This is a genomic window from Bacteroides bouchesdurhonensis (assembly GCF_900155865.1).
GTDB lineage: Bacteria > Bacteroidota > Bacteroidia > Bacteroidales > Bacteroidaceae > Bacteroides > Bacteroides bouchesdurhonensis.
Window position 1 is genome coordinate 789108 of the sequence record NZ_LT707006.1, and the last position, 18040, is coordinate 807147.

Below are 18040 nucleotides of genomic sequence, written 5' to 3' on the forward strand. Positions count from 1 at the left end.
TAACGGGAGATAGTTATTTTCCATCTCCCGTCACTTATATTGATTTGGTTATTATTTATTAGATCTTGTTAGCGCGTTTACGCTCAATTTCATCCAGAATAACTTTACGCATACGCATTGCTTTCGGTGTTACTTCTACATATTCATCTTCTTTGATGTATTCCAAAGCTTCTTCCAGTGAGAATTGTATTGGTGGAATCAAACGAGCCTTTTCGTCAGAACCGGAAGCACGCATATTAGTCAGTTTCTTCGATTTTGTAACGTTGATCACTAAGTCATTATCGTGAGAGTGTTCACCTACTACCTGACCGGCATAGACATCTTCTTGTGGGAAAATGAAGAACTTACCGCGGTCTTGTAATTTGTCGATAGCGTAAGCAAAAGCTGTTCCACTTTCCATAGCAATCATAGAACCATTGGTACGACGTTCGATCTCTCCTTTATATGGCTGATATTCTTTGAAACGGTGAGCCATGATTGCTTCGCCTGCAGAGGCTGTCAATACATTAGTACGCAAACCGATGATACCACGAGAAGGCATATTAAATTCCAGATTGATACGTTCACCGGTATTTTCCATTTTTACCATTTCACCTTTACGGCGAGTCACCATATCAATGATCTTGCTTGAATATTCTTCCGGTACGTTGATTGTCAGTTCTTCAATCGGTTCGCATTTTACTCCGTCGATTTCTCTGAAAATAACCTGAGGCTGTCCTACCTGTAACTCATATCCTTCACGACGCATCGTTTCTATTAACACAGAAAGGTGAAGTACGCCACGGCCAGAAACGATCCATTTACCGTCCTCCTCGCTTTTCTTTACGCGTAGAGCCAGATTCTTGTCGAGTTCTTTTGTAAGGCGGTCATGGATATGACGTGAAGTCACAAACTTACCGTCTTTGCCAAAGAATGGCGAATCGTTAATGGTAAATAACATACTCATTGTAGGCTCATCAATTGCAATAGGCGGCAATGCTTCCGGGTTTTCATAATCGCAGATTGTATCTCCAATTTCAAATCCATCAATACCTACCAATGCACAGATGTCTCCCGAAGAAACTTCATCGGTTTTGACGCGTCCTAAGCCTTCAAATACATGTAGCTCTTTAATTTTTGTTTTGAACTTATCACCATTACGTTTCACGAGTGTTACATTCATACCTTCTTTCAGTGTACCGCGATGAACACGTCCTACGGCAATACGACCTGTGTATGAAGAATAATCCAATGAAGTGATTAGCATTTGCGGAGTACCATCCAATTGTTCCGGAGCCGGAATATTTTCGATAATGCAATCTAATAATGGAGTGATACTGTCGGTCTGTTGTTTCCAGTCAGTACTCATCCAGTTGTTTTTGGCAGAACCGTAGATGACAGGAAAGTCGAGTTGGTCTTCAGAAGCATTCAGGCTGAACATTAAGTCGAATACCATTTCGTAAACTTCTTCCGGACGACAGTTTGGCTTATCGACCTTGTTTACTACTACAATCGGCTTCAAGCCGATTTCCAGTGCTTTTTGTAATACAAAACGCGTCTGGGGCATCGGGCCTTCAAAGGCATCCACCAATAGAATACAACCATCGGCCATATTCAATACACGTTCTACTTCACCCCCGAAATCACTGTGCCCCGGAGTATCAATGATATTAATTTTAGTACCGTTGTAATTGATGGATACATTTTTGGAAAGAATAGTTATACCACGTTCACGTTCCAAATCGTTGTTATCCAGAATGAGTTCACCACTATTTTGGTTACTGCGGAACAAGTTTCCAGCCAATAACATCTTATCAACCAGCGTTGTTTTCCCATGATCGACATGGGCAATGATTGCAATGTTTCGAATATTTTGCATATAATCCCTATTATTTGGGCGCAAAGGTACTAAAATTGGATTAGAAATATACGCTATAAACATACTTTTTTCCTGTAAAACGTTGTGGGATATAAAGATAATGTTTATCTTTGCACGCTCAAAAGAATAAATTACTATATCAAAATTCTAAAAATTATGTATTTAGACGCAGCTAAAAAGCAAGAAATCTTCGGAAAGTACGGAAAGTCTAACACTGATACTGGCTCAGCTGAGGCGCAGATAGCTTTGTTTTCCTACCGTATTTCTCATCTGACTGAGCATATGAAGCTCAACAGAAAAGATTATAGTACAGAGAGAGCTTTAACAATGTTAGTAGGTAAGCGTCGTCGCTTGCTCGACTATCTGAAGGCTAAAGATATCGAAAGATATCGTGGTATCATTAAAGAACTCGGTTTGCGTAAGTAATCTACTTGCAGCGAAAAGTTTGAAAACCGTTTCTCGAGAAAGAGAAACGGTTTTTTTGTGCCTATAGTTGTGTATGACTGATAGATTTTAACGCTTATAATTGTGATGGAATAAAGATTTTACTATTTTTGCAGCTTAATAATTATAATTTATAACCTTTGAAGACAAAAATACTTTCAATATGGATACAAGTAAAATTGTAGGAGAAAAAATTAAAGCTCTCCGCGAAGACAAAACTATTACTATTGAGGAACTTTCCCAGCGCTCCGGTTTAGCTGTGGAACAGATCGAACGAATTGAAAAGAATATCGATATACCCTCTCTAGCACCACTTATTAAAATAGCACGTGTGTTGGGAGTTCGTTTGGGAACTTTTTTAGATGACCAGGATGAAGTTGGACCTGTTGTTTGCCGTAAAAAAGAAGCGAAAGACGCTATCAGCTTCTCGAATAATGCGATTCATTCTCGTAAGCATATGGAGTACCATTCTTTATCCAAGTCGAAAGCAGACCGCCACATGGAACCGTTTATCATTGATGTGATGCCTACAGAAGATAGTGATTTTGTACTTTCATCACATGAAGGTGAAGAATTCATTATGGTTATGGAAGGAGTGATGGAGATTAGTTATGGCAAGCATACTTATCTACTGGAGGAAGGTGATAGTATCTATTATGATTCTATTGTACCTCATCATGTCCATGCATACGAAGGTCAGGCGGCAAAAATATTGGCTGTTGTTTATACACCGGTATAATTAAGTAATGAGTATCAAGTCTTAAATTTAATCCCATGCAATTATTTGAACGTACTTTGGGACAGTGGCTGGAACACTGGGCCGAAGAAACTCCCGATAAAGAATATATTGTATATTCCGACCGCAATCTCCGTTTTACATGGAGCCAGTTGAACCGTCGTGTAGACGATATGGCGAAAGGATTGATCGCTATAGGTGTGGAACGAGGTACGCATGTAGGTATTTGGGCAGCTAACGTGCCCGATTGGCTGACATTATTATATGCCTGCGCAAAGATTGGTGCAGTATATGTGACTGTGAATACGAACTATAAGCAGGCTGAACTGGAATATCTTTGTAAGAATTCCGATATGCATACTCTTTGTATTGTCAATGGTGAAAAAGACAGCGACTTTGTGCAAATGACCTATGCAATGCTTCCTGAACTGAAAAATTGTGAACGTGGTCATCTGAAAAGTGAGCGTTTCCCTTATATGAAGAATGTGATTTATGTCGGTCAGGAAAAACATCGTGGAATGTATAATACTGCAGAAATTCTATTGTTGGGAGATAATGTAGAAGACGACCGACTGAATGAAATGAAGAGCAAAGTTGATTGTCACGATGTGGTGAATATGCAGTATACTTCGGGAACGACTGGTTTTCCGAAAGGCGTGATGCTTACTCATTACAATATTAGTAACAATGGTTTCCTGACAGGGGAGCATATGAAGTTTACTGCTGATGATAAACTTTGTTGTTGTGTACCATTGTTCCATTGTTTTGGTGTGGTATTGGCTACTATGAACTGTTTGACACATGGTTGTACACAAGTGATGGTGGAACGCTTCGATCCATTGGTTGTATTGGCTTCCATTCACAAAGAACGCTGTACTGCTCTTTATGGTGTGCCGACTATGTTTATTGCCGAGTTGAATCATCCTATGTTCGATCTGTTTGATATGTCTTGTTTGCGTACAGGCATTATGGCAGGTTCACTGTGTCCTGTGGAATTGATGAAGCAGGTAGAGGAAAAAATGTATATGAAAGTCACCAGTGTATATGGCTTGACAGAAGCTGCACCAGGTATGACGGCCACACGCATCGATGATCCGTTTGAGGTACGTTGTAATACTGTAGGGCGAGATTTTGAGTTTACAGAAGTCAAAGTGATTGATCCAGAGACGGGTGAAGAATGCCCGGCAGGCATACAAGGTGAAATGTGTAACCGTGGATATAATACTATGAAAGGTTATTATAAGAATCCGGAAGCTACGGCAGAAGTGATTGATAAAAACAACTTTTTACATTCTGGTGACTTAGGCATTAAAGACGAAAATGGGAACTATCGTATTACTGGGCGTATTAAAGATATGATTATCCGTGGTGGTGAGAATATTTATCCTCGTGAGATAGAAGAGTTTCTTTATCAGCTTGAAGGTGTGAAAGATGTTCAGGTTGCAGGTATTCCTTCTAAGAAGTATGGTGAAGCAGTTGGTGCGTTTATTATTTTGCATGAGGGAGCTCAAATAAGTGAATCGGACGTGCGTGATTTCTGTAGAAATAAGATTTCCCGCTATAAGATACCCAAATATATATTCTTTATCGATGAATTTCCTATGACTGGTAGTGGAAAAATTCAGAAGTTTAGATTAAAAGATCTTGGTTTGCAACTTTGCAAAGAACGAGAAATAGAAATCATTTAAAGGGGAAGACAGTTGGAAATGAATAACTAAAAATGAGGAATGAAGAATGGGTGGTGCAATATATTGCAAATAGTTCTTCATTCCTCATTTTAGTTCTTCATTAAATATAATCGTCTCCCAATTGCATTTGGGCATCGTTTACATATTTGCGGATGGCATGTTCTTCATTTTTAGGGCAGATCAATAATACATTATTTGATTCAGCTACAAGATAGCCTTCTAAGCCGTCGATAACGGCTAATTTATTGTTAGGGAGAACCACCATATTATCTTTACTATTATAAATTAGGGAGTTACAGCTTAGCGCAGCATTCCCGTACATGTCTTTTTCTGACAAGTCATAAAGAGACCCCCATGTGCCTAAATCGGACCATCCGAAATCTCCTAGAGATACATATACGTTGTCAGCTTTCTCCATGATACCAAAATCTATTGATACATTGGGACATGCTGGAAAGTTTTCTTCAATAAATGCTGCTTCTTTATCAGTTCCATAAATATCTTTGCCAGGTGCTAGTTTCGACGCAAGTTCAGGTAAAAGTAGTTCTGCAGCTTTGATAATTGAATTTACGTTCCACATAAAGAGTCCCGAGTTCCAATAGAACTCACCGCTTTCTACAAATACTTTCGCGAGTTCCAACTCAGGCTTCTCTGTGAAAGTTTTGACTTTATAGAAGTTATTGCCAGCCGGTTCATCAATTTGTATATATCCATACCCTGTCTCTGGACGATTAGGTTTGATACCTAATGTTAGAAGTTTCTCGGAACATGAAACAAAATCTAATCCTTTTTCGATGGCAGAGAGAAATTCTTCTTCTTTCAGAATCAAATGATCCGAAGGAGCTACTACAATATTAGCGTTTGGATTCAAGGCACGAATGTGGTAAGCAGCCCAAGCAATACAAGGTGCAGTATTTCGTCTAGCTGGTTCTAACAGAATTTGTCTTTCATCCAGTTCAGGTAACTGTTCTTTCACCAAATCAGCATATATAGTATTGGTGACAATTAGAATATTTTCAGTTGGAATTACTTTTTTGAAACGATCGAAGGTTTGTTGAAGAAGTGAGCGACCAGTTCCGAAGAAATCAAGAAATTGTTTAGGCAACGTTTTACGGCTGAAAGGCCAGAAACGACTGCCAATACCGCCCCCCATAATAACACAATAATTATCTTTACCTGTCATGATTGTGACTCTTTTTAAAGTTTCTGCTAATGTACACTTTATTCTCTGAATACAGAAACGTTTAAGATATGTTTTATAAATTTTTGCTCCTTTTTTTAGTGAAACTATTGCGGATTTAAAATTAAGTCGTATCTTTGCACCGCAATTGAGAAATCAAGTATGCGCCCAGATGGCGGAATCGGTAGACGCGCTGGTCTCAAACACCAGTGGATTCACTTCCATCCCGGTTCGACCCCGGGTCTGGGTACAAGGAAGAAAGCTAAGTATTTGATAATTCAATACTTAGCTTTTTCTTTTGCTTGAATTTTCCCCACATTTTCCCCACACGTGCAAAAAATATAGCAGTAAGTCATTATTTCTTTTGGTTGAACGTAGTAAATAAGTTACCTTTGAAAAGAAATAAAGCCTATTAAATAAAAGTAATGGAACAAGGTGTTTGGCAAGAAATAGAACTGTTGTACCAGAAGTTTCAAAAACTTGGTATCAGTGAAGCGGTGGACTATGACAAGTACTACCTTTATTCTCTCATTACCCATTCCACAGCCATAGAAGGCTCAACGTTGACCGAACTTGATACGCAGCTTCTCTTTGACGAGGGAGTAACAGCGAAAGGGAAACCGCTTGTGCATCATCTGATGAATGAAGATTTGAAGCAAGCGTACGAACTTGCCAAAGTTGAATCAGACAGCCTTGTACCTATAACTCCTACTTTTCTGAAAAGGATGAATGCAATGCTGATGCGTACTACTGGCAGCGTTCACAGTGTGATGGGTGGCTCTTTTGATTCTTCTAAAGGAGAGTTCCGTCTATGTGGTGTTACGGCTGGTGTTGGCGGACATTCTTATATGAACTATTTGAAAGTTCCTGCTAAGGTGGATGAACTTTGTGCGATTCTTCAAGAGAAGCAAAAGAAAATGGGAACATTTCGGGAACAATACGAATTGAGCTTTAATGCCCACCTTAATTTAGTAACTATTCATCCGTGGGTGGATGGCAACGGAAGAACAGCTCGATTATTGATGAACTACATCCAATTTTGCTATCACCTTTTTCCGACCAAAATATTTAAAGAAGATAGAGAAGCCTATATCCTTTCCTTACGTCAATGCCAAGATGAAGAAACCAATCAGTTGTTCTTGTTGTTTATGGCAGGACAGTTGAAGAAGTCGCTTTCTTTGGAGATTGAAAGGTTTAAAGCTTCGCAAAAGAAAGGATTCTGTTTTATGTTCTGATATTATATTAAGCAAAGAATTACTATTTACGAATTTGGGTAACTTTGTGTAGAATTAAAAAAAGTTTAATATGGACTTGGTGCAAACTTATCATAAAGCAAATATTTTGATTGCTCAGACTTACGGTATAACAGGTGTACCGGAAAAAGGATATGTTATCGTTACTGTTAATAATGTTAGATATATTGTATATTTCTACAAAATAGAAAGTGGCTGGAATATTGAGAAAGTAGAAGAATGCTTATAACTGAATTCTGCCTTTCTTTCCATTATTACAGTTGAAGCTAATTTTTTATGTTTATCTTCTATATAGTTTATGTAAATGTCTAAACAAATTATGTAGCCAATTTCCTTTTTTCTGAAGTTTTACACCAAATATAGCTTCGCATAAATCACTCATATTTCTTTCTTCCATTCTCTTTTTATTGGCATAGAAATGAGTATTATCTTCTTCACGATAGCTTACAAGAATTCCTGATTCAAATCTTAAGAAAAGCTCTTTTTCATACAGTGAAGCATATCCTTGATGTACATATTTCATCATTTTGCCATGTGGAATACGTATAACTTCTGAGTACCAATTCGCAAAGACTTTTGTTTGTCCGGGAAATAAAAAATCTAATCCAACTTCTTTATCTGCACCAAATTTTTTATTACCCTCAGATATATTAGCTTTCAAATCAACAAGATATAATTTATTATCCTCAATAAGCCAAGAACCTATATACCCTCTCCAGCACGCCGTATGTGGAGCAATAAACCTTATATAATGCTTAATAAGATAAGAAGCTAATGGCTCTGTCGCAAGATAATATTCTTCACCATTATAAATTAATCGTTCTCTACATTGTGCTGTCATAATATATCTAAATTATAAATGAAATTTCCACTTATTAGTATTTAACATAACTTTTAAATAGCATTAGGTCTAATGTTACATTTTAGGATTAATACTTTTCAAGTCGTCTAAATATTGCACTATATTTATTTGAAATGGTTGAAGTTGGTATAGTTAAAAAAGAATTTTGACTTTCTTTATCTTCACTTTCTATTGCCTTATACTTTGCAAGCAAAGTCTGTATATAAGATTCCTCTAAATCAACATTTAAATTATGCTGAACAAAATCACGTAACATTTCATAATTGTATTTTAATTCAAATATTTCAATAAAATTCTTTTCGCCATTTGTATATAAAACAAATTGTCTATCGACAATTGCTCCAGAAGCAGTTCGATAACCGCAAGCATAATATATTCTGTCACCATGAAATTCTTCTTCCTCCAAATCTTTTATCATTTTTCGAATTTTAGGAACTGATTCACTATAATATATATAATCACAGATTTCGCGTTCTTCTTCTGTAATATATGACTCTTTAATTTTTTTAGCATATCCTTGAGGCTTTTCAAAATTCGATTCAAAGATGTTTGGAAATAGCCATCCTGTAGTTTTAGTAAGAGGAACATAGTTATTTGCCAATATAGTTCTTCTTTGGCTTGCATACATATAAAGTTGGCGTTGAATTCTGTATATGTCAGATTTCCAACTGAAACTATCAATATGTTCCTTTACCATATTACGCTCAAAGAAACCATAAGAACCATCTACATTATTACTTATATAGTTCTTCATTTCTTTTGTAATAAAACTCTCACTTTCATTCTCATTACATGAAGAAAACAAAAGTAGTCCAAACATAAATACTATATACTTAATCATAATTCTTTCTTTATTCTATCTAACAATTTTTTTAAAACATCCCTATTATGCTTATTTTTCAAAGCTTCTGAATAAATTTCATTTGCAGTAGCTAACTTATTAGGCTGGTAAGGTTCTATAAACATTTTAGGATTAGCTTTCGTTATAATTTCATTATATAAATACGATATATCAGGTTCTATATTAATTTTAGAACTTAAGCTGTTCGCTGTTGAACGATATTTTGAAAAACGATATATTAGATATGACAAATAAACAAATAGTATAAAAAATAATGTCCAAAAGCAAATTTTGACAACAAAAAAGTGCTCTGTATAATAAGTTTCTTTATCATTATTATAGTTTAGATGATTAAATGTGACTTCATAAGTCAACAGTGGATATGTATCATAATACACACGATAAAAACCATTATAAATCCAATTTATTCGATGCCCACATAACGGTTCGCCTTCTGGGTTAGGTGAGAGTTTTATATTTTCAAAATTTACATAATTATTGTCTTCAAAGTTTTGATAATGACCTTCTGTCTGCAAGTAGTAATAGCGATTGTAAAGACTTAAAATTTTATTAATTGTTTTCTTGTTATTTTGATTATAGCAATCCTTATAATTTCTATCTTCTTTTATAAGGTACTCAAGTGCACTAGTACAACTCTCATCTAAAGAAGGTCTCCAATCTCTCAAATTATATGAAGATTGTAAGTACCCTACAGCTACTGGTTTAAAAATAAACATCTGAAACTTATCTTTCTCTTGATATTTCAGCAAGAAGGCCCTCCAAGGCATATTCTTTACTGCATTCAATTCATATAACTCCCTAAAACACCCCGGCCTTAAACATTTGAACATTGTTGATGTTAGTAGAGGGAATCTGTCATAAGGGAATAGCCTTTCAACAGAACTATAGAAAGTTGCATCTTTTTCATTCCTATTATCAATAAACTGAACTGCATCCATATCCATAGGAACATAAGACGTACTGCCATACTCTTCTGAATACATCAAACGAGATTCTCCTGCCCAATATTCATTTAATTTATCATAGAACTCCTTCTGTAAAGTGTTCTTTTTCTTTTCCACATAACTCTCTGACATCTGTAAAACATGCAAGTGCAAGAAATAGTAAGCTATAGGAAAGAATATTAATACTAAAATACCAATAAAAATTTTCTTCATCTTTACAATTACATTTATTTACGAATAGATTTGGCTTTTACAACTTTACGATAAGAAACATTTTCGTTATCTTTAAATTGAATCATTCTATATTTATTTCCACCAACATAATAAGACCCTCCAGCACCATATGGTCCTTCATACGTAAATGTCACTTCAATATTATGATAGCAATTATTCATATAATCATTTCTTGGGCGAGTGCTCTTTACAAACATCATCTTAAAATCTTCATACGAATATTCTACAAAATAGGCATCAGGACATGTTACGTTAAGTATTCTTTTCTCCCAACCAGCTTCATCAAAAAGAGGCTCCAATAATACTTCCATTACAGTTCCCTCAATACCACTAGAAGTATATCCTGCAATAGTTCTTAATAACTCTTCAAAAGCATCTGCAATGGCTTGCATTTTATCTGTCGTATCATAAAACAGTCTCACTTTATAATTATCCCATTTTGAAAGAACTTCATATTTGTTAGATTGTATTTCTTTATATATTGTATTCAATTCCTTTAATTGATTAAATACAATTATTGTGTTGCTATGGTTATTAGGAAATTTCAAAAAAGATGCAGAAGCATCTAACAATAAATCATTTACCTTTTCCAATTCATTCAAACTTCTGTCATAATCATCTTGTGAGAACGAAGGAATAGTACATATCAAACACACAAAAAATATAAGCAATTTCATTCTTCTCATTTTACAATTAAATTTATTCTACAATCAGAGTATTTAATTAAAGTATAGCCTTTTAGATTACATATACAATAATCATCTAATATCAAATATAAAATTTATTATTCTTCTCAATATCCAAGAAAAGATAATATTAAATTATAAAGCGTGGAACTGTAATGCCACGTCTTTGAATGAAGGTCCTGAGAAAACCTTTGTGTACAGATGTAACAATAGCAGCCCACGCTATAGCGTGAGAACCACTATGCTATTCTTGTACACGTTTGAAAGTTTCTCAGGTTTTCATTCGCAAGAAATAAGCATAACGCTTCTTCTAAATTTTAATATGTCTTGGACAGAGTTGTCTCAATCCGCTTACAAAGATATTTAATTTTATTGAGATACAATCAAATACTATCAATATTACATTCTGAATCCTCTACTTTTTCTTGATTCTTCCGTTGATTGTCGTAAACCTTGCCTTAATTTCTCCCATTGCTCTTTGAACCATTCGCTGATTGGTTGTCGGTTTATAGTTAGCACCAATTTGTTATCATCAACCGAACTTTTCTCCACTTTGAAAACATCATTCTTTATTTCAAATCTTCGTCTATGCTCTTCGGAATAGACTTTTCCATTGCATCTGATAGCTTCCTTTTTGGTCAAAAGACTGTTTACCATGTCTTTGGTAAATCCGATGGCATAGCAGAGTTTTTCCATTTTCAACATTTCTTTGAGCAATGGGAACCAGTTGAACGCTTTTTCAAGAATGGCGTTCAATCGTGATATTTCCTTGTCTTTGGCTTCAAGTTCTTGATGATGTATTTCTTGAAGATTGCGAATCTGCTTGCCATGCTGTTCCTGCATTTGTTGCATCTTGACTTTTAATTCATCAATGCCCTTGTCACGCTTGGCTATTTCATGCCGTAAACTCTCGTTGGCTTGCTCCAAATCTTTCAATTTTCCGCTGCCGAAAAGAGAACCGACGCCACTTGCTATGGCTGTGGCTGCATCAGTGGCTACACTTTTGAGCTTGTCGGTGCGTATCTCCGATTTTACCTGTTTGAGTTCCTGTTCGGCAAGGCTTACCTGTTGCTCCTTGTGTCGCTTGGTTTCCTCTATACGTTGCAGTTCGGCTTTCTGCTTCTCAATGATGAAGTCGTTTCGTTCCAGATGCTCTTTGCCTGTAACAGCTTTTGCCTGCCCACGTTCCATCAGGAGAATATCGGAAGCAAGGGTCTGCATGGTTGCCATATCCTCGTCATTGAGCTTTCGGCTCTTTCCGGTTTCGTGGTTCATCCAGTCGAAAACGATATGTGCATGATAATTCGGCTTGAACCATCTGCTCCCGACCTGAAAACTTTCCCTGTCTTCCGCTTCCGGCTGACCGTTCAGCCAATGCCCTTCGTCTTTGTGCAGGAAAATTTGTAATGGAGTGATGCCCCAGCGTCTTTGACACTCTTCACCGAATTTGCGTACATCAGCCAGTGTGGTATCCGGTCTGATGAGCAATACTCCTTCACGGATGGGTGAACATCCCGCCACCTTGATAATTTTTCCATTCTTTCCCTTGCGTTCCCTTTCCTTTTCCTGCATGGCACGTCCGGTCTTTTCCTTGACCATTTGCTTGATATTGTCATAATGAGTTCGCAGTTCGGGAGTGCCGAAGTCGGGATTTATCCACTGTTCGTTGTCGGTGGAAAGTTCGGGAACGACATAGATTCTGGACTCCCCGATATTACGCATATACTCGGCAGTCCTTCGGTTGTGCGCCTCGCTCGATGCGATTCTGCAAGGCTTGATATGTATGCTTGATTTTGTTGCCATAGCTTCTTTTCTTTGTTTGCAATTGATTATTCTGCTCGCTTTCGCAGAGGGGTTCTTAGGGGTAACCCATAAGCGGAGATTGCAAAGAGAGGGTCACTCTTTGCTCGGGGTTCTCAGGGGTGAAACACCCTGAGTGGGTCATTAGGGCAAAGCCCTAATCCCCTCGGGAGAGCCCACAACTACGAAAGCGGAGCGTGTAGTTATAGTGGGCTATAACCGAAAGCCGTTTTTCTTTTTCGGTGACTGGCTGCTCACTCCTTTGACGGATTGGACTTGCCTTTTTCTTTCAACCTGTTTCTGTAAGTATTCGTTCAAGTCCTTGCATCCTCTGTAAATCTGCGAAGCGTCCCGGATGTATCGGTCTCTGCCGTATTCCATGCGGATTTGCCGGAGTGCTTCCATTCCTGCATGGTCGTTGTCTAAAAAGCAGTGGATGCGTTCGTAATTGCCCAACGGATAGAGAGCTTTGTTTACATTCGATACTGAGTTCAATACAATGTAGTCCTGCCCGTCCAATTCCGGATAATTTGGGCAGCTCTCTTGTCTCAATGTCAAAAAGGAGAGGTAGTCCATAAATCCCTCGAACACATAACAGGTATTCCTCGCTTTCCCAGACTGTCTGATGTGGGAGATTTCCTTTGGAGCGATGCAGCCCTTGAAATAGCGGTTGCGAACCTCAAACCCACCCGAAGCATTGGGAAAGGCGATGGCAAAGTACCGCTTGCCGTTGTGGGTGAAACGGGCTTCACTACATTCTCTTTTCGCCAGTTCTGTATTTATTCTTCTACCTTGCAAGTAGGCAAGCAGGGCAGGAGATGACAGCGGAACAATCTCCAACTGTTGGAAACTCGGCTCAGAAGAGCTTTGCTTGCCAAAAGAAAAAGATACCGGGCGCACGTGCGGTGTCTGCTCTGCTATCCGTTTCAAGATGTAAGGTACATGGTCGGTAGCGTACAGATGTGCAGCCAGTGCAATGATGTTTCCGCCCTTTCCCAAACCGAAGTCATACCATTGTTCACGTTCGGTATTCACTTTGAACGATGCTTCACTCTCTTCCCGAAACGGAGATTTGTACCAAAGGTTGATACCTTGTTGTTTTACTGGTGAATAACCCAAGCTGTGCAGGTAGTCGGCTATTCGTATGCTTTTAGCTTCTTCTATTGTCATTTTCTTGCGGATTTGTTGGTGAATGAAAAAATGATGATTTGATGAATTTGGAATTTAACACACTGTTAAACAGCGTTATATCGGCTCATCTTTTTCTCATCAGATTGCTTGCCAAAAGAGAAATGATGTTTTCTTTTTTCATCAGCAATCGTTGTTGATGAGTGTTTGATGAATACATATCTATCTGTAAGGCAATATATTACTCCCCTTATTCATCATTTCATCAAAATAATTAGATAGCGGTCAGTTGTTCTTTCGTTACCGTATAAAACCGACCAGTTTTCCTTTTCGGCTCATAGTGGCACTCACGATGGGGTGCGAACTCATAAGCGGTGTAGGATAGCGAATTGTGTGCGGAAGTAAGTTTCCATACTTCCTGCACAACTTTCCTCACTTGATACTTTTCAACCTTGACCTGTGAATAGAGTAGCAAGGTTACAAGGTCGTTCAGGCAGAATGATACGCTTTCCACGTTCATGTTCGACATGATGTCAAGCAACAACTCGGTCATTTCTATTTCCAGTCGGTTGCGGTTGCTTCGGATTATTTTCTGCAAGGCTGCGGTATGTGTCAGTCTTGGGTTGAACCACATACGGCTTTCCTGTGTTGTGGATAGTTCCCTTTGGATCAGGAAATAAAGAAATGCGGGTATTTCCGCTTTTAGCTTTTGCAGAAAGTTGGTATCATCACTCTGCAACGGCATTATCTTCCGCACCCAGTAGCGTGTTTCTCCTGCGTCTATGAGTATGGGCAGATATTCGTTGTTGGAACATAGCACGAACTTGGCGAAGAAAGCAATCTCCGTTCGGTCTTTGCCTTTGGCTTCCACCTTGTAGGTGAAAGTGGTGCTCAGGTTTTTCAACCGTTCGCTGTCTTCCCTGCGGTTGAGCAAAACTTCGTCCACAACGATTAGCAGCTTTCCTGCCCAGTCGGAATTGAACTGGCTGCGGAAATCTTCGTTGGTGTTGAAAGTCACGTTGTTCTCAAACACGGCTTTCAGGAAGTTCAAGAACGTGCTTTTGCCTGTGTTGCGTTCTTCTGAAACAAGTAGGACAATAGGCAGCTTCTGTGTCGGCTGTAGATACAGCAGTTGCATATAGTCCATACCCAGCTCGTATTGTTCCCCGAAGATGTGCCGCATCAAGGATTGGATGTGGGAGAAGTCCCCCTGCTGCGGTTTATGCTTTATAGGCTCGTAAAGGTTCAGAAATCCCTCAATCTCCTTTTGGTAGTTCAAATGGTTGGGAACGGTGCAAAAGCCGTCATACTTGGGGACGGTGGCAAGATAGTTCTTTCCATAGTCCTGCCGTAATGTGCTGTTGTTCCATACGACACGTTTCTTTTCATAACCGCCATTAGCGCATGGCTGATTGACCACCTTGTACAAAGTTGTTCCTACGCGCATATATTCTTCCTCCTTCATAGGCTTAGATTAAAGGGTTGTGTTCACCTAAAATTCTCTGAATGTCGGATTGTCGGTATCTGACCTTGTTTCCAACCTTTACAGGCTTCAGATAGTTTTTCTTAGACCAGTGCCAGAGTGTGGTATCACAAACACCGCACATCTTTTTCACTTCCTCTTTGGTTAGATACTTCTCCTTTCTTGCTTCCGCAATGGCGGTAGAAAGTTCATGCTTCGCACGGCTGATTAACTGGTTGGAGAATAATAGCAAATCTTCTCCTGTTACTTCCAACTTGATGTTGCCGTTTCCGTTTTGGATAATTGCCAATATGTCTGTCATAGGCTTCTTGAAACTGCCGGTTGTAAGACTTCCCGTTTCGGCAGTATTATAAACGAAAAGCCACTACCCCGATTAGGATAGTGGCGCAAATATATAATGAAAATCAATCGTAAAACAATGATATTCAATTCGTTAAATTCGTAAAAACGAAAAGCGAATTAAACGAACTTCAATTGGATAGATAGGCTTTCAATTCCTCGATGGCTTCATGGTCTTCACCAATGTCTTTTACCAGTTTCTTGCTGTTTCCAAACGGAGAAGTGAGATTTCTGTATGCTTTCTGGATGCCTCTTTCGTGGACGATTTCTTGTTCCTTGAACTGCTCGTACAGTGCGTTTCTGAAAGTCTTGATGGGACACTTCCGCATGAATCGGTATTCCACCAGTGCGATAAACAGTCGTGCTATATCTGTTTCCGTAGCATGGGTTTTCAATCGTGTGCCAATTCTTTCAATCAGTATGTCATGCCTTTCTATCAGAAGTTCGGGCAACGTGCGTGTGTCGGCTTTGCGCCCTGCGGTCTTTGGCTGTTCTTCCTGCAGCATATCTGTTTCTTCCTCGTCCATGTCTTCATCTTCTTCTATTGCCCATTCCACAAGAGAGTTTTCCTCAATGGCTTTCTGCTGCTTCCTGAATACTTGCCAGTCCTCTTTGGTTCTCATGCCATTGGCGATGCTTTTTCTGATAATGAATTTGACCATGCCGGAAACAAGCCATTTGTATAAGGTGGGAATATCCTTTCTTTTGGTCAGTTCCTCACCCTGTTCCACCATGCACTCATAGCTTCGTCCGTAATAGAGCCATGCAAGCATGGCAGGAACAATGCTTCTCTTATTCGGGGTATGAAACTCATTCACTATTTTCTCGGCAAGGTCTGATTGTAAAAGAACATTTTCCAGTTCCTCGAAATCAGGGTTTCTATCATCGCCTATTCTCTTGCGTGCTGCTTCTTTATATTTCGGAACAAGCCTTACAGCCGTATTGAAAATATTGAAGAACCCTTTGAACTTCTTGTCGTTCATTTCTTCTACAAAATCAGCATATTCATTCGGATGGCTGTCGAGCCATTCCTTTATCAGTCTTTTGAAATTATCATATTCCTGTTGTCCCATACAAGTATCAGTCTAATAGTTTTACAAGGTCTTTCTTCATTTCTTCGTCAATATCCCTGTATCGTCTGAAAGCTTTGCTTCCCTCCTTGTGTCCCGACAGTGCGGAAACAAGGTTCGGGTCTTTCACTTTTTTATAGATATTGCCGATAAACGTACGTCTTGCCAGATGGCTGCTTGCCACTTCATAAATAGGTCGTTTGATTTCGTTGTGCGTCAACGGGTCTAAGATTGTTACGATGCGGTCAACTCCAGCTAATTTGAATATCTTTTTTATGGCATCATTGTACTTTTGCTCGGATATGAACGGCAACAGTTTTCCCTCATATTCTTTGTAGCGTTCAAGGATTTCTTTCGCTTTGTCGTTAAGTGGAACACGTACCGTAACCGGATTCCCCTCTTTGGTTTTCTTGGGAATATATTCTATGGCTTCATTGACCACATTTAGTTTGGTCATTCGGTACAGGTCGCTCACCCTGCATCCTATCAGTGTCTGAAATATGAATATATCCCTCTGTATTGCCAGTTGTGGGGTGGCAGAAAGGTCTGCATTAAAAATCCTGTCCCTTTCTTCGAGTGTTATATAATAAGGTGTGCCATATGTACACTCCTCTATCGGAAACTTGTCGAAAGGTCTGTTTGTGGTGCGTTTGTTATCGAAGCACCACAGGAAGAATGTGCGTATTCTTGAAAAACAGTCTATCAGCGTGTTCTTGCTTCTGGGCTGTGGTGTCCTCTTTTCGGGAATGGCTTCATAAATGCTTGGGTAAAGTTCATAATACTGGTATTCGTTCTGAAAGAAATCCCACATATCCCGAAGCGTGTCAGGTGTTACCAAATCCACGTCAAAGATAAAGCCCTTTTGTCCTCTCTTTGTAGCCCTTACATATAGTTCATAACGCAGTAAGGCTCTTTTGACAACCCGGAAATTTTTCTTTCGTACTTCCGACAAAGGGTGCTTGTTTAGAAATTCATCGAATAGTTCTCCAATGGTAGGCTTGATAACCACTTCCTCCGGCAAAAAATATTTTTCAGGATGGTAAAATTTATCAAGTGTTGTTTTTAGCCATTCTTTGTCTATTGCTTCCTTTTCTTGTTGATATACCTTCTCGATATAGGTTTTCAACTGGCGTATCTCTTCATTTATATGGGTACGCATTTCTTCATTGCAGACAGCTTTCGTTTTTACACATTCGTCTTTATCATCCCATAGATTGGGATTGATGGCTAACTGAGTAGGAGCAACGGAGTCTAACTGCCTTCCGTTTCTAAAACGGACATAGATTGTAGCCATGGATTCTGTATCATATCGTTTGGCTGCTTTTTTAATGATAAAGGTTACTTTCATAGACTTTCAGGTTGAATTTTACTCTGCTGCAAATATAGATATTTTCCCCACATTTTCCCCACATCTGCTAAATATTTTGCAATTCGATTAACTTGGATTAAAATTTAATAGGATTGTAATATATT

The 18040-nt window shown here is 38.6% G+C and carries 17 protein-coding genes and 1 tRNA gene; 6 read left to right on the forward strand and 12 right to left on the reverse strand.

The features are described from left to right. Positions 1 to 58: 58 nt before the first annotated feature. Entirely contained in the window at positions 59 to 1858 is a 1800-nt protein-coding gene (gene typA / locus CZ225_RS02960; protein WP_077155671.1) for a translational GTPase TypA, read from the reverse strand. A gap of 156 nt (positions 1859 to 2014) precedes the next feature. On the opposite strand from typA, the gene rpsO reads away from it, so the two are divergent. The 3 genes from rpsO to CZ225_RS02975 all read left to right on the forward strand — a co-directional run bounded on the left by rpsO (position 2015) and on the right by CZ225_RS02975 (position 4726). After that, positions 2015 to 2284: a 30S ribosomal protein S15 gene (gene rpsO / locus CZ225_RS02965; protein WP_025073690.1), complete on the forward strand. Its 270-nt coding sequence runs from the start codon at positions 2015 to 2017 to the stop codon at positions 2282 to 2284. A 181-nt stretch (positions 2285 to 2465) separates the two neighbouring features. After that, positions 2466 to 3041 (forward strand): helix-turn-helix domain-containing protein, encoded by a 576-nt coding sequence (locus CZ225_RS02970; RefSeq protein WP_025073689.1) that lies wholly within the window; start codon positions 2466 to 2468, stop codon positions 3039 to 3041. Positions 3042 to 3076: 35 nt separating this feature from the next. Beyond that, positions 3077 to 4726 carry an AMP-binding protein gene (locus CZ225_RS02975; RefSeq protein ID WP_077152934.1) on the forward strand — a complete coding sequence of 550 codons (1650 nt, stop codon included), beginning with the start codon at positions 3077 to 3079 and terminating at the stop codon, positions 4724 to 4726. A gap of 100 nt (positions 4727 to 4826) precedes the next feature. On the opposite strand, the gene CZ225_RS02980 is transcribed toward CZ225_RS02975, so the two are convergent. Next, complete coding sequence (locus CZ225_RS02980) at positions 4827 to 5909, reverse strand: mannose-1-phosphate guanylyltransferase (protein ID WP_077152935.1); 1083 nt, start codon at positions 5907 to 5909, stop codon at positions 4827 to 4829. 163 nt (positions 5910 to 6072) lie between these two features. On the opposite strand from CZ225_RS02980, the gene CZ225_RS02985 reads away from it, so the two are divergent. The 3 genes from CZ225_RS02985 (at position 6073) to CZ225_RS23805 (ending at position 7388) form a co-directional block, all read left to right on the forward strand. Continuing rightward, positions 6073 to 6156: transfer RNA gene (locus tag CZ225_RS02985), tRNA-Leu, on the forward strand. 175 nt (positions 6157 to 6331) lie between these two features. Continuing rightward, positions 6332 to 7141, forward strand: coding sequence for a Fic family protein (locus CZ225_RS02990; protein ID WP_004323155.1), 810 nt, complete (start codon positions 6332 to 6334; stop codon positions 7139 to 7141). A 70-nt stretch (positions 7142 to 7211) separates the two neighbouring features. Then, positions 7212 to 7388: a hypothetical protein gene (locus CZ225_RS23805; protein WP_200800542.1), complete on the forward strand. Its 177-nt coding sequence runs from the start codon at positions 7212 to 7214 to the stop codon at positions 7386 to 7388. A 51-nt stretch (positions 7389 to 7439) separates the two neighbouring features. On the opposite strand, the gene CZ225_RS02995 is transcribed toward CZ225_RS23805, so the two are convergent. The 10 genes from CZ225_RS02995 to CZ225_RS03040 form a co-directional block, all read right to left on the reverse strand. Next, the gene (locus tag CZ225_RS02995) at positions 7440 to 8000 is read right to left on the reverse strand and encodes a hypothetical protein (RefSeq protein ID WP_077152936.1); all 561 of its coding nucleotides are present in this window, start codon (positions 7998 to 8000) and stop codon (positions 7440 to 7442) included. Between the two features lie 88 nt (positions 8001 to 8088). Continuing rightward, the gene (locus CZ225_RS03000; RefSeq protein WP_004323152.1) at positions 8089 to 8862 is read right to left on the reverse strand and encodes a hypothetical protein; all 774 of its coding nucleotides are present in this window, start codon (positions 8860 to 8862) and stop codon (positions 8089 to 8091) included. Beyond that, a complete protein-coding gene (locus CZ225_RS03005) occupies positions 8859 to 10040 on the reverse strand; it encodes a hypothetical protein (RefSeq protein WP_077152937.1) in 1182 nt (393 codons plus the stop codon). Before CZ225_RS03005 ends, CZ225_RS03000 begins: the two co-directional genes overlap by 4 nt. A gap of 14 nt (positions 10041 to 10054) precedes the next feature. After that, the gene (locus tag CZ225_RS03010) at positions 10055 to 10747 is read right to left on the reverse strand and encodes a hypothetical protein (RefSeq protein ID WP_005833670.1); all 693 of its coding nucleotides are present in this window, start codon (positions 10745 to 10747) and stop codon (positions 10055 to 10057) included. 399 nt (positions 10748 to 11146) lie between these two features. Further along, positions 11147 to 12550: a mobilization protein gene (locus CZ225_RS03015; protein WP_077152938.1), complete on the reverse strand. Its 1404-nt coding sequence runs from the start codon at positions 12548 to 12550 to the stop codon at positions 11147 to 11149. A 210-nt stretch (positions 12551 to 12760) separates the two neighbouring features. After that, positions 12761 to 13717, reverse strand: coding sequence for a toprim domain-containing protein (locus tag CZ225_RS03020; RefSeq protein WP_077152939.1), 957 nt, complete (start codon positions 13715 to 13717; stop codon positions 12761 to 12763). A gap of 232 nt (positions 13718 to 13949) precedes the next feature. Beyond that, positions 13950 to 15140, reverse strand: coding sequence for a primase-helicase family protein (locus tag CZ225_RS03025; protein WP_077152940.1), 1191 nt, complete (start codon positions 15138 to 15140; stop codon positions 13950 to 13952). Between the two features lie 4 nt (positions 15141 to 15144). Beyond that, complete coding sequence (locus CZ225_RS03030; RefSeq protein ID WP_004291341.1) at positions 15145 to 15459, reverse strand: helix-turn-helix transcriptional regulator; 315 nt, start codon at positions 15457 to 15459, stop codon at positions 15145 to 15147. Positions 15460 to 15628: 169 nt separating this feature from the next. Then, positions 15629 to 16570, reverse strand: a complete 942-nt coding sequence (locus CZ225_RS23810; protein ID WP_004291334.1) for a DUF6043 family protein — start codon at positions 16568 to 16570, stop codon at positions 15629 to 15631. A 7-nt stretch (positions 16571 to 16577) separates the two neighbouring features. Continuing rightward, complete coding sequence (locus CZ225_RS03040; protein ID WP_009037359.1) at positions 16578 to 17915, reverse strand: site-specific integrase; 1338 nt, start codon at positions 17913 to 17915, stop codon at positions 16578 to 16580. Between the last annotated feature and the right edge of the window lie 125 nt (positions 17916 to 18040).

Bases quoted from the DNA above. Each gene is read 5' to 3' on its own strand.
- CZ225_RS03020 (WP_077152939.1), bottom strand. From the start codon at position 13,717: ATGACAATAGAAGAAGCTAAAAGCATACGAATAGCCGACTACCTGCAC.
- CZ225_RS02970 (WP_025073689.1), top strand. From the start codon at position 2,466: ATGGATACAAGTAAAATTGTAGGAGAAAAAATTAAAGCTCTCCGCGAA.
- typA (WP_077155671.1), bottom strand. From the start codon at position 1,858: ATGCAAAATATTCGAAACATTGCAATCATTGCCCATGTCGATCATGGG.
- CZ225_RS03040 (WP_009037359.1), bottom strand. From the start codon at position 17,915: ATGAAAGTAACCTTTATCATTAAAAAAGCAGCCAAACGATATGATACA.
- CZ225_RS23810 (WP_004291334.1), bottom strand. From the start codon at position 16,570: ATGGGACAACAGGAATATGATAATTTCAAAAGACTGATAAAGGAATGG.
- CZ225_RS23805 (WP_200800542.1), top strand. From the start codon at position 7,212: ATGGACTTGGTGCAAACTTATCATAAAGCAAATATTTTGATTGCTCAG.
- CZ225_RS02975 (WP_077152934.1), top strand. From the start codon at position 3,077: ATGCAATTATTTGAACGTACTTTGGGACAGTGGCTGGAACACTGGGCC.
- CZ225_RS02995 (WP_077152936.1), bottom strand. From the start codon at position 8,000: ATGACAGCACAATGTAGAGAACGATTAATTTATAATGGTGAAGAATAT.
- CZ225_RS03000 (WP_004323152.1), bottom strand. From the start codon at position 8,862: ATGATTAAGTATATAGTATTTATGTTTGGACTACTTTTGTTTTCTTCA.
- CZ225_RS03030 (WP_004291341.1), bottom strand. From the start codon at position 15,459: ATGACAGACATATTGGCAATTATCCAAAACGGAAACGGCAACATCAAG.
- CZ225_RS03025 (WP_077152940.1), bottom strand. From the start codon at position 15,140: ATGAAGGAGGAAGAATATATGCGCGTAGGAACAACTTTGTACAAGGTG.
- CZ225_RS03005 (WP_077152937.1), bottom strand. From the start codon at position 10,040: ATGAAGAAAATTTTTATTGGTATTTTAGTATTAATATTCTTTCCTATA.
- rpsO (WP_025073690.1), top strand. From the start codon at position 2,015: ATGTATTTAGACGCAGCTAAAAAGCAAGAAATCTTCGGAAAGTACGGA.
- CZ225_RS03010 (WP_005833670.1), bottom strand. From the start codon at position 10,747: ATGAGAAGAATGAAATTGCTTATATTTTTTGTGTGTTTGATATGTACT.
- CZ225_RS03015 (WP_077152938.1), bottom strand. From the start codon at position 12,550: ATGGCAACAAAATCAAGCATACATATCAAGCCTTGCAGAATCGCATCG.
- CZ225_RS02980 (WP_077152935.1), bottom strand. From the start codon at position 5,909: ATGACAGGTAAAGATAATTATTGTGTTATTATGGGGGGCGGTATTGGC.
- CZ225_RS02990 (WP_004323155.1), top strand. From the start codon at position 6,332: ATGGAACAAGGTGTTTGGCAAGAAATAGAACTGTTGTACCAGAAGTTT.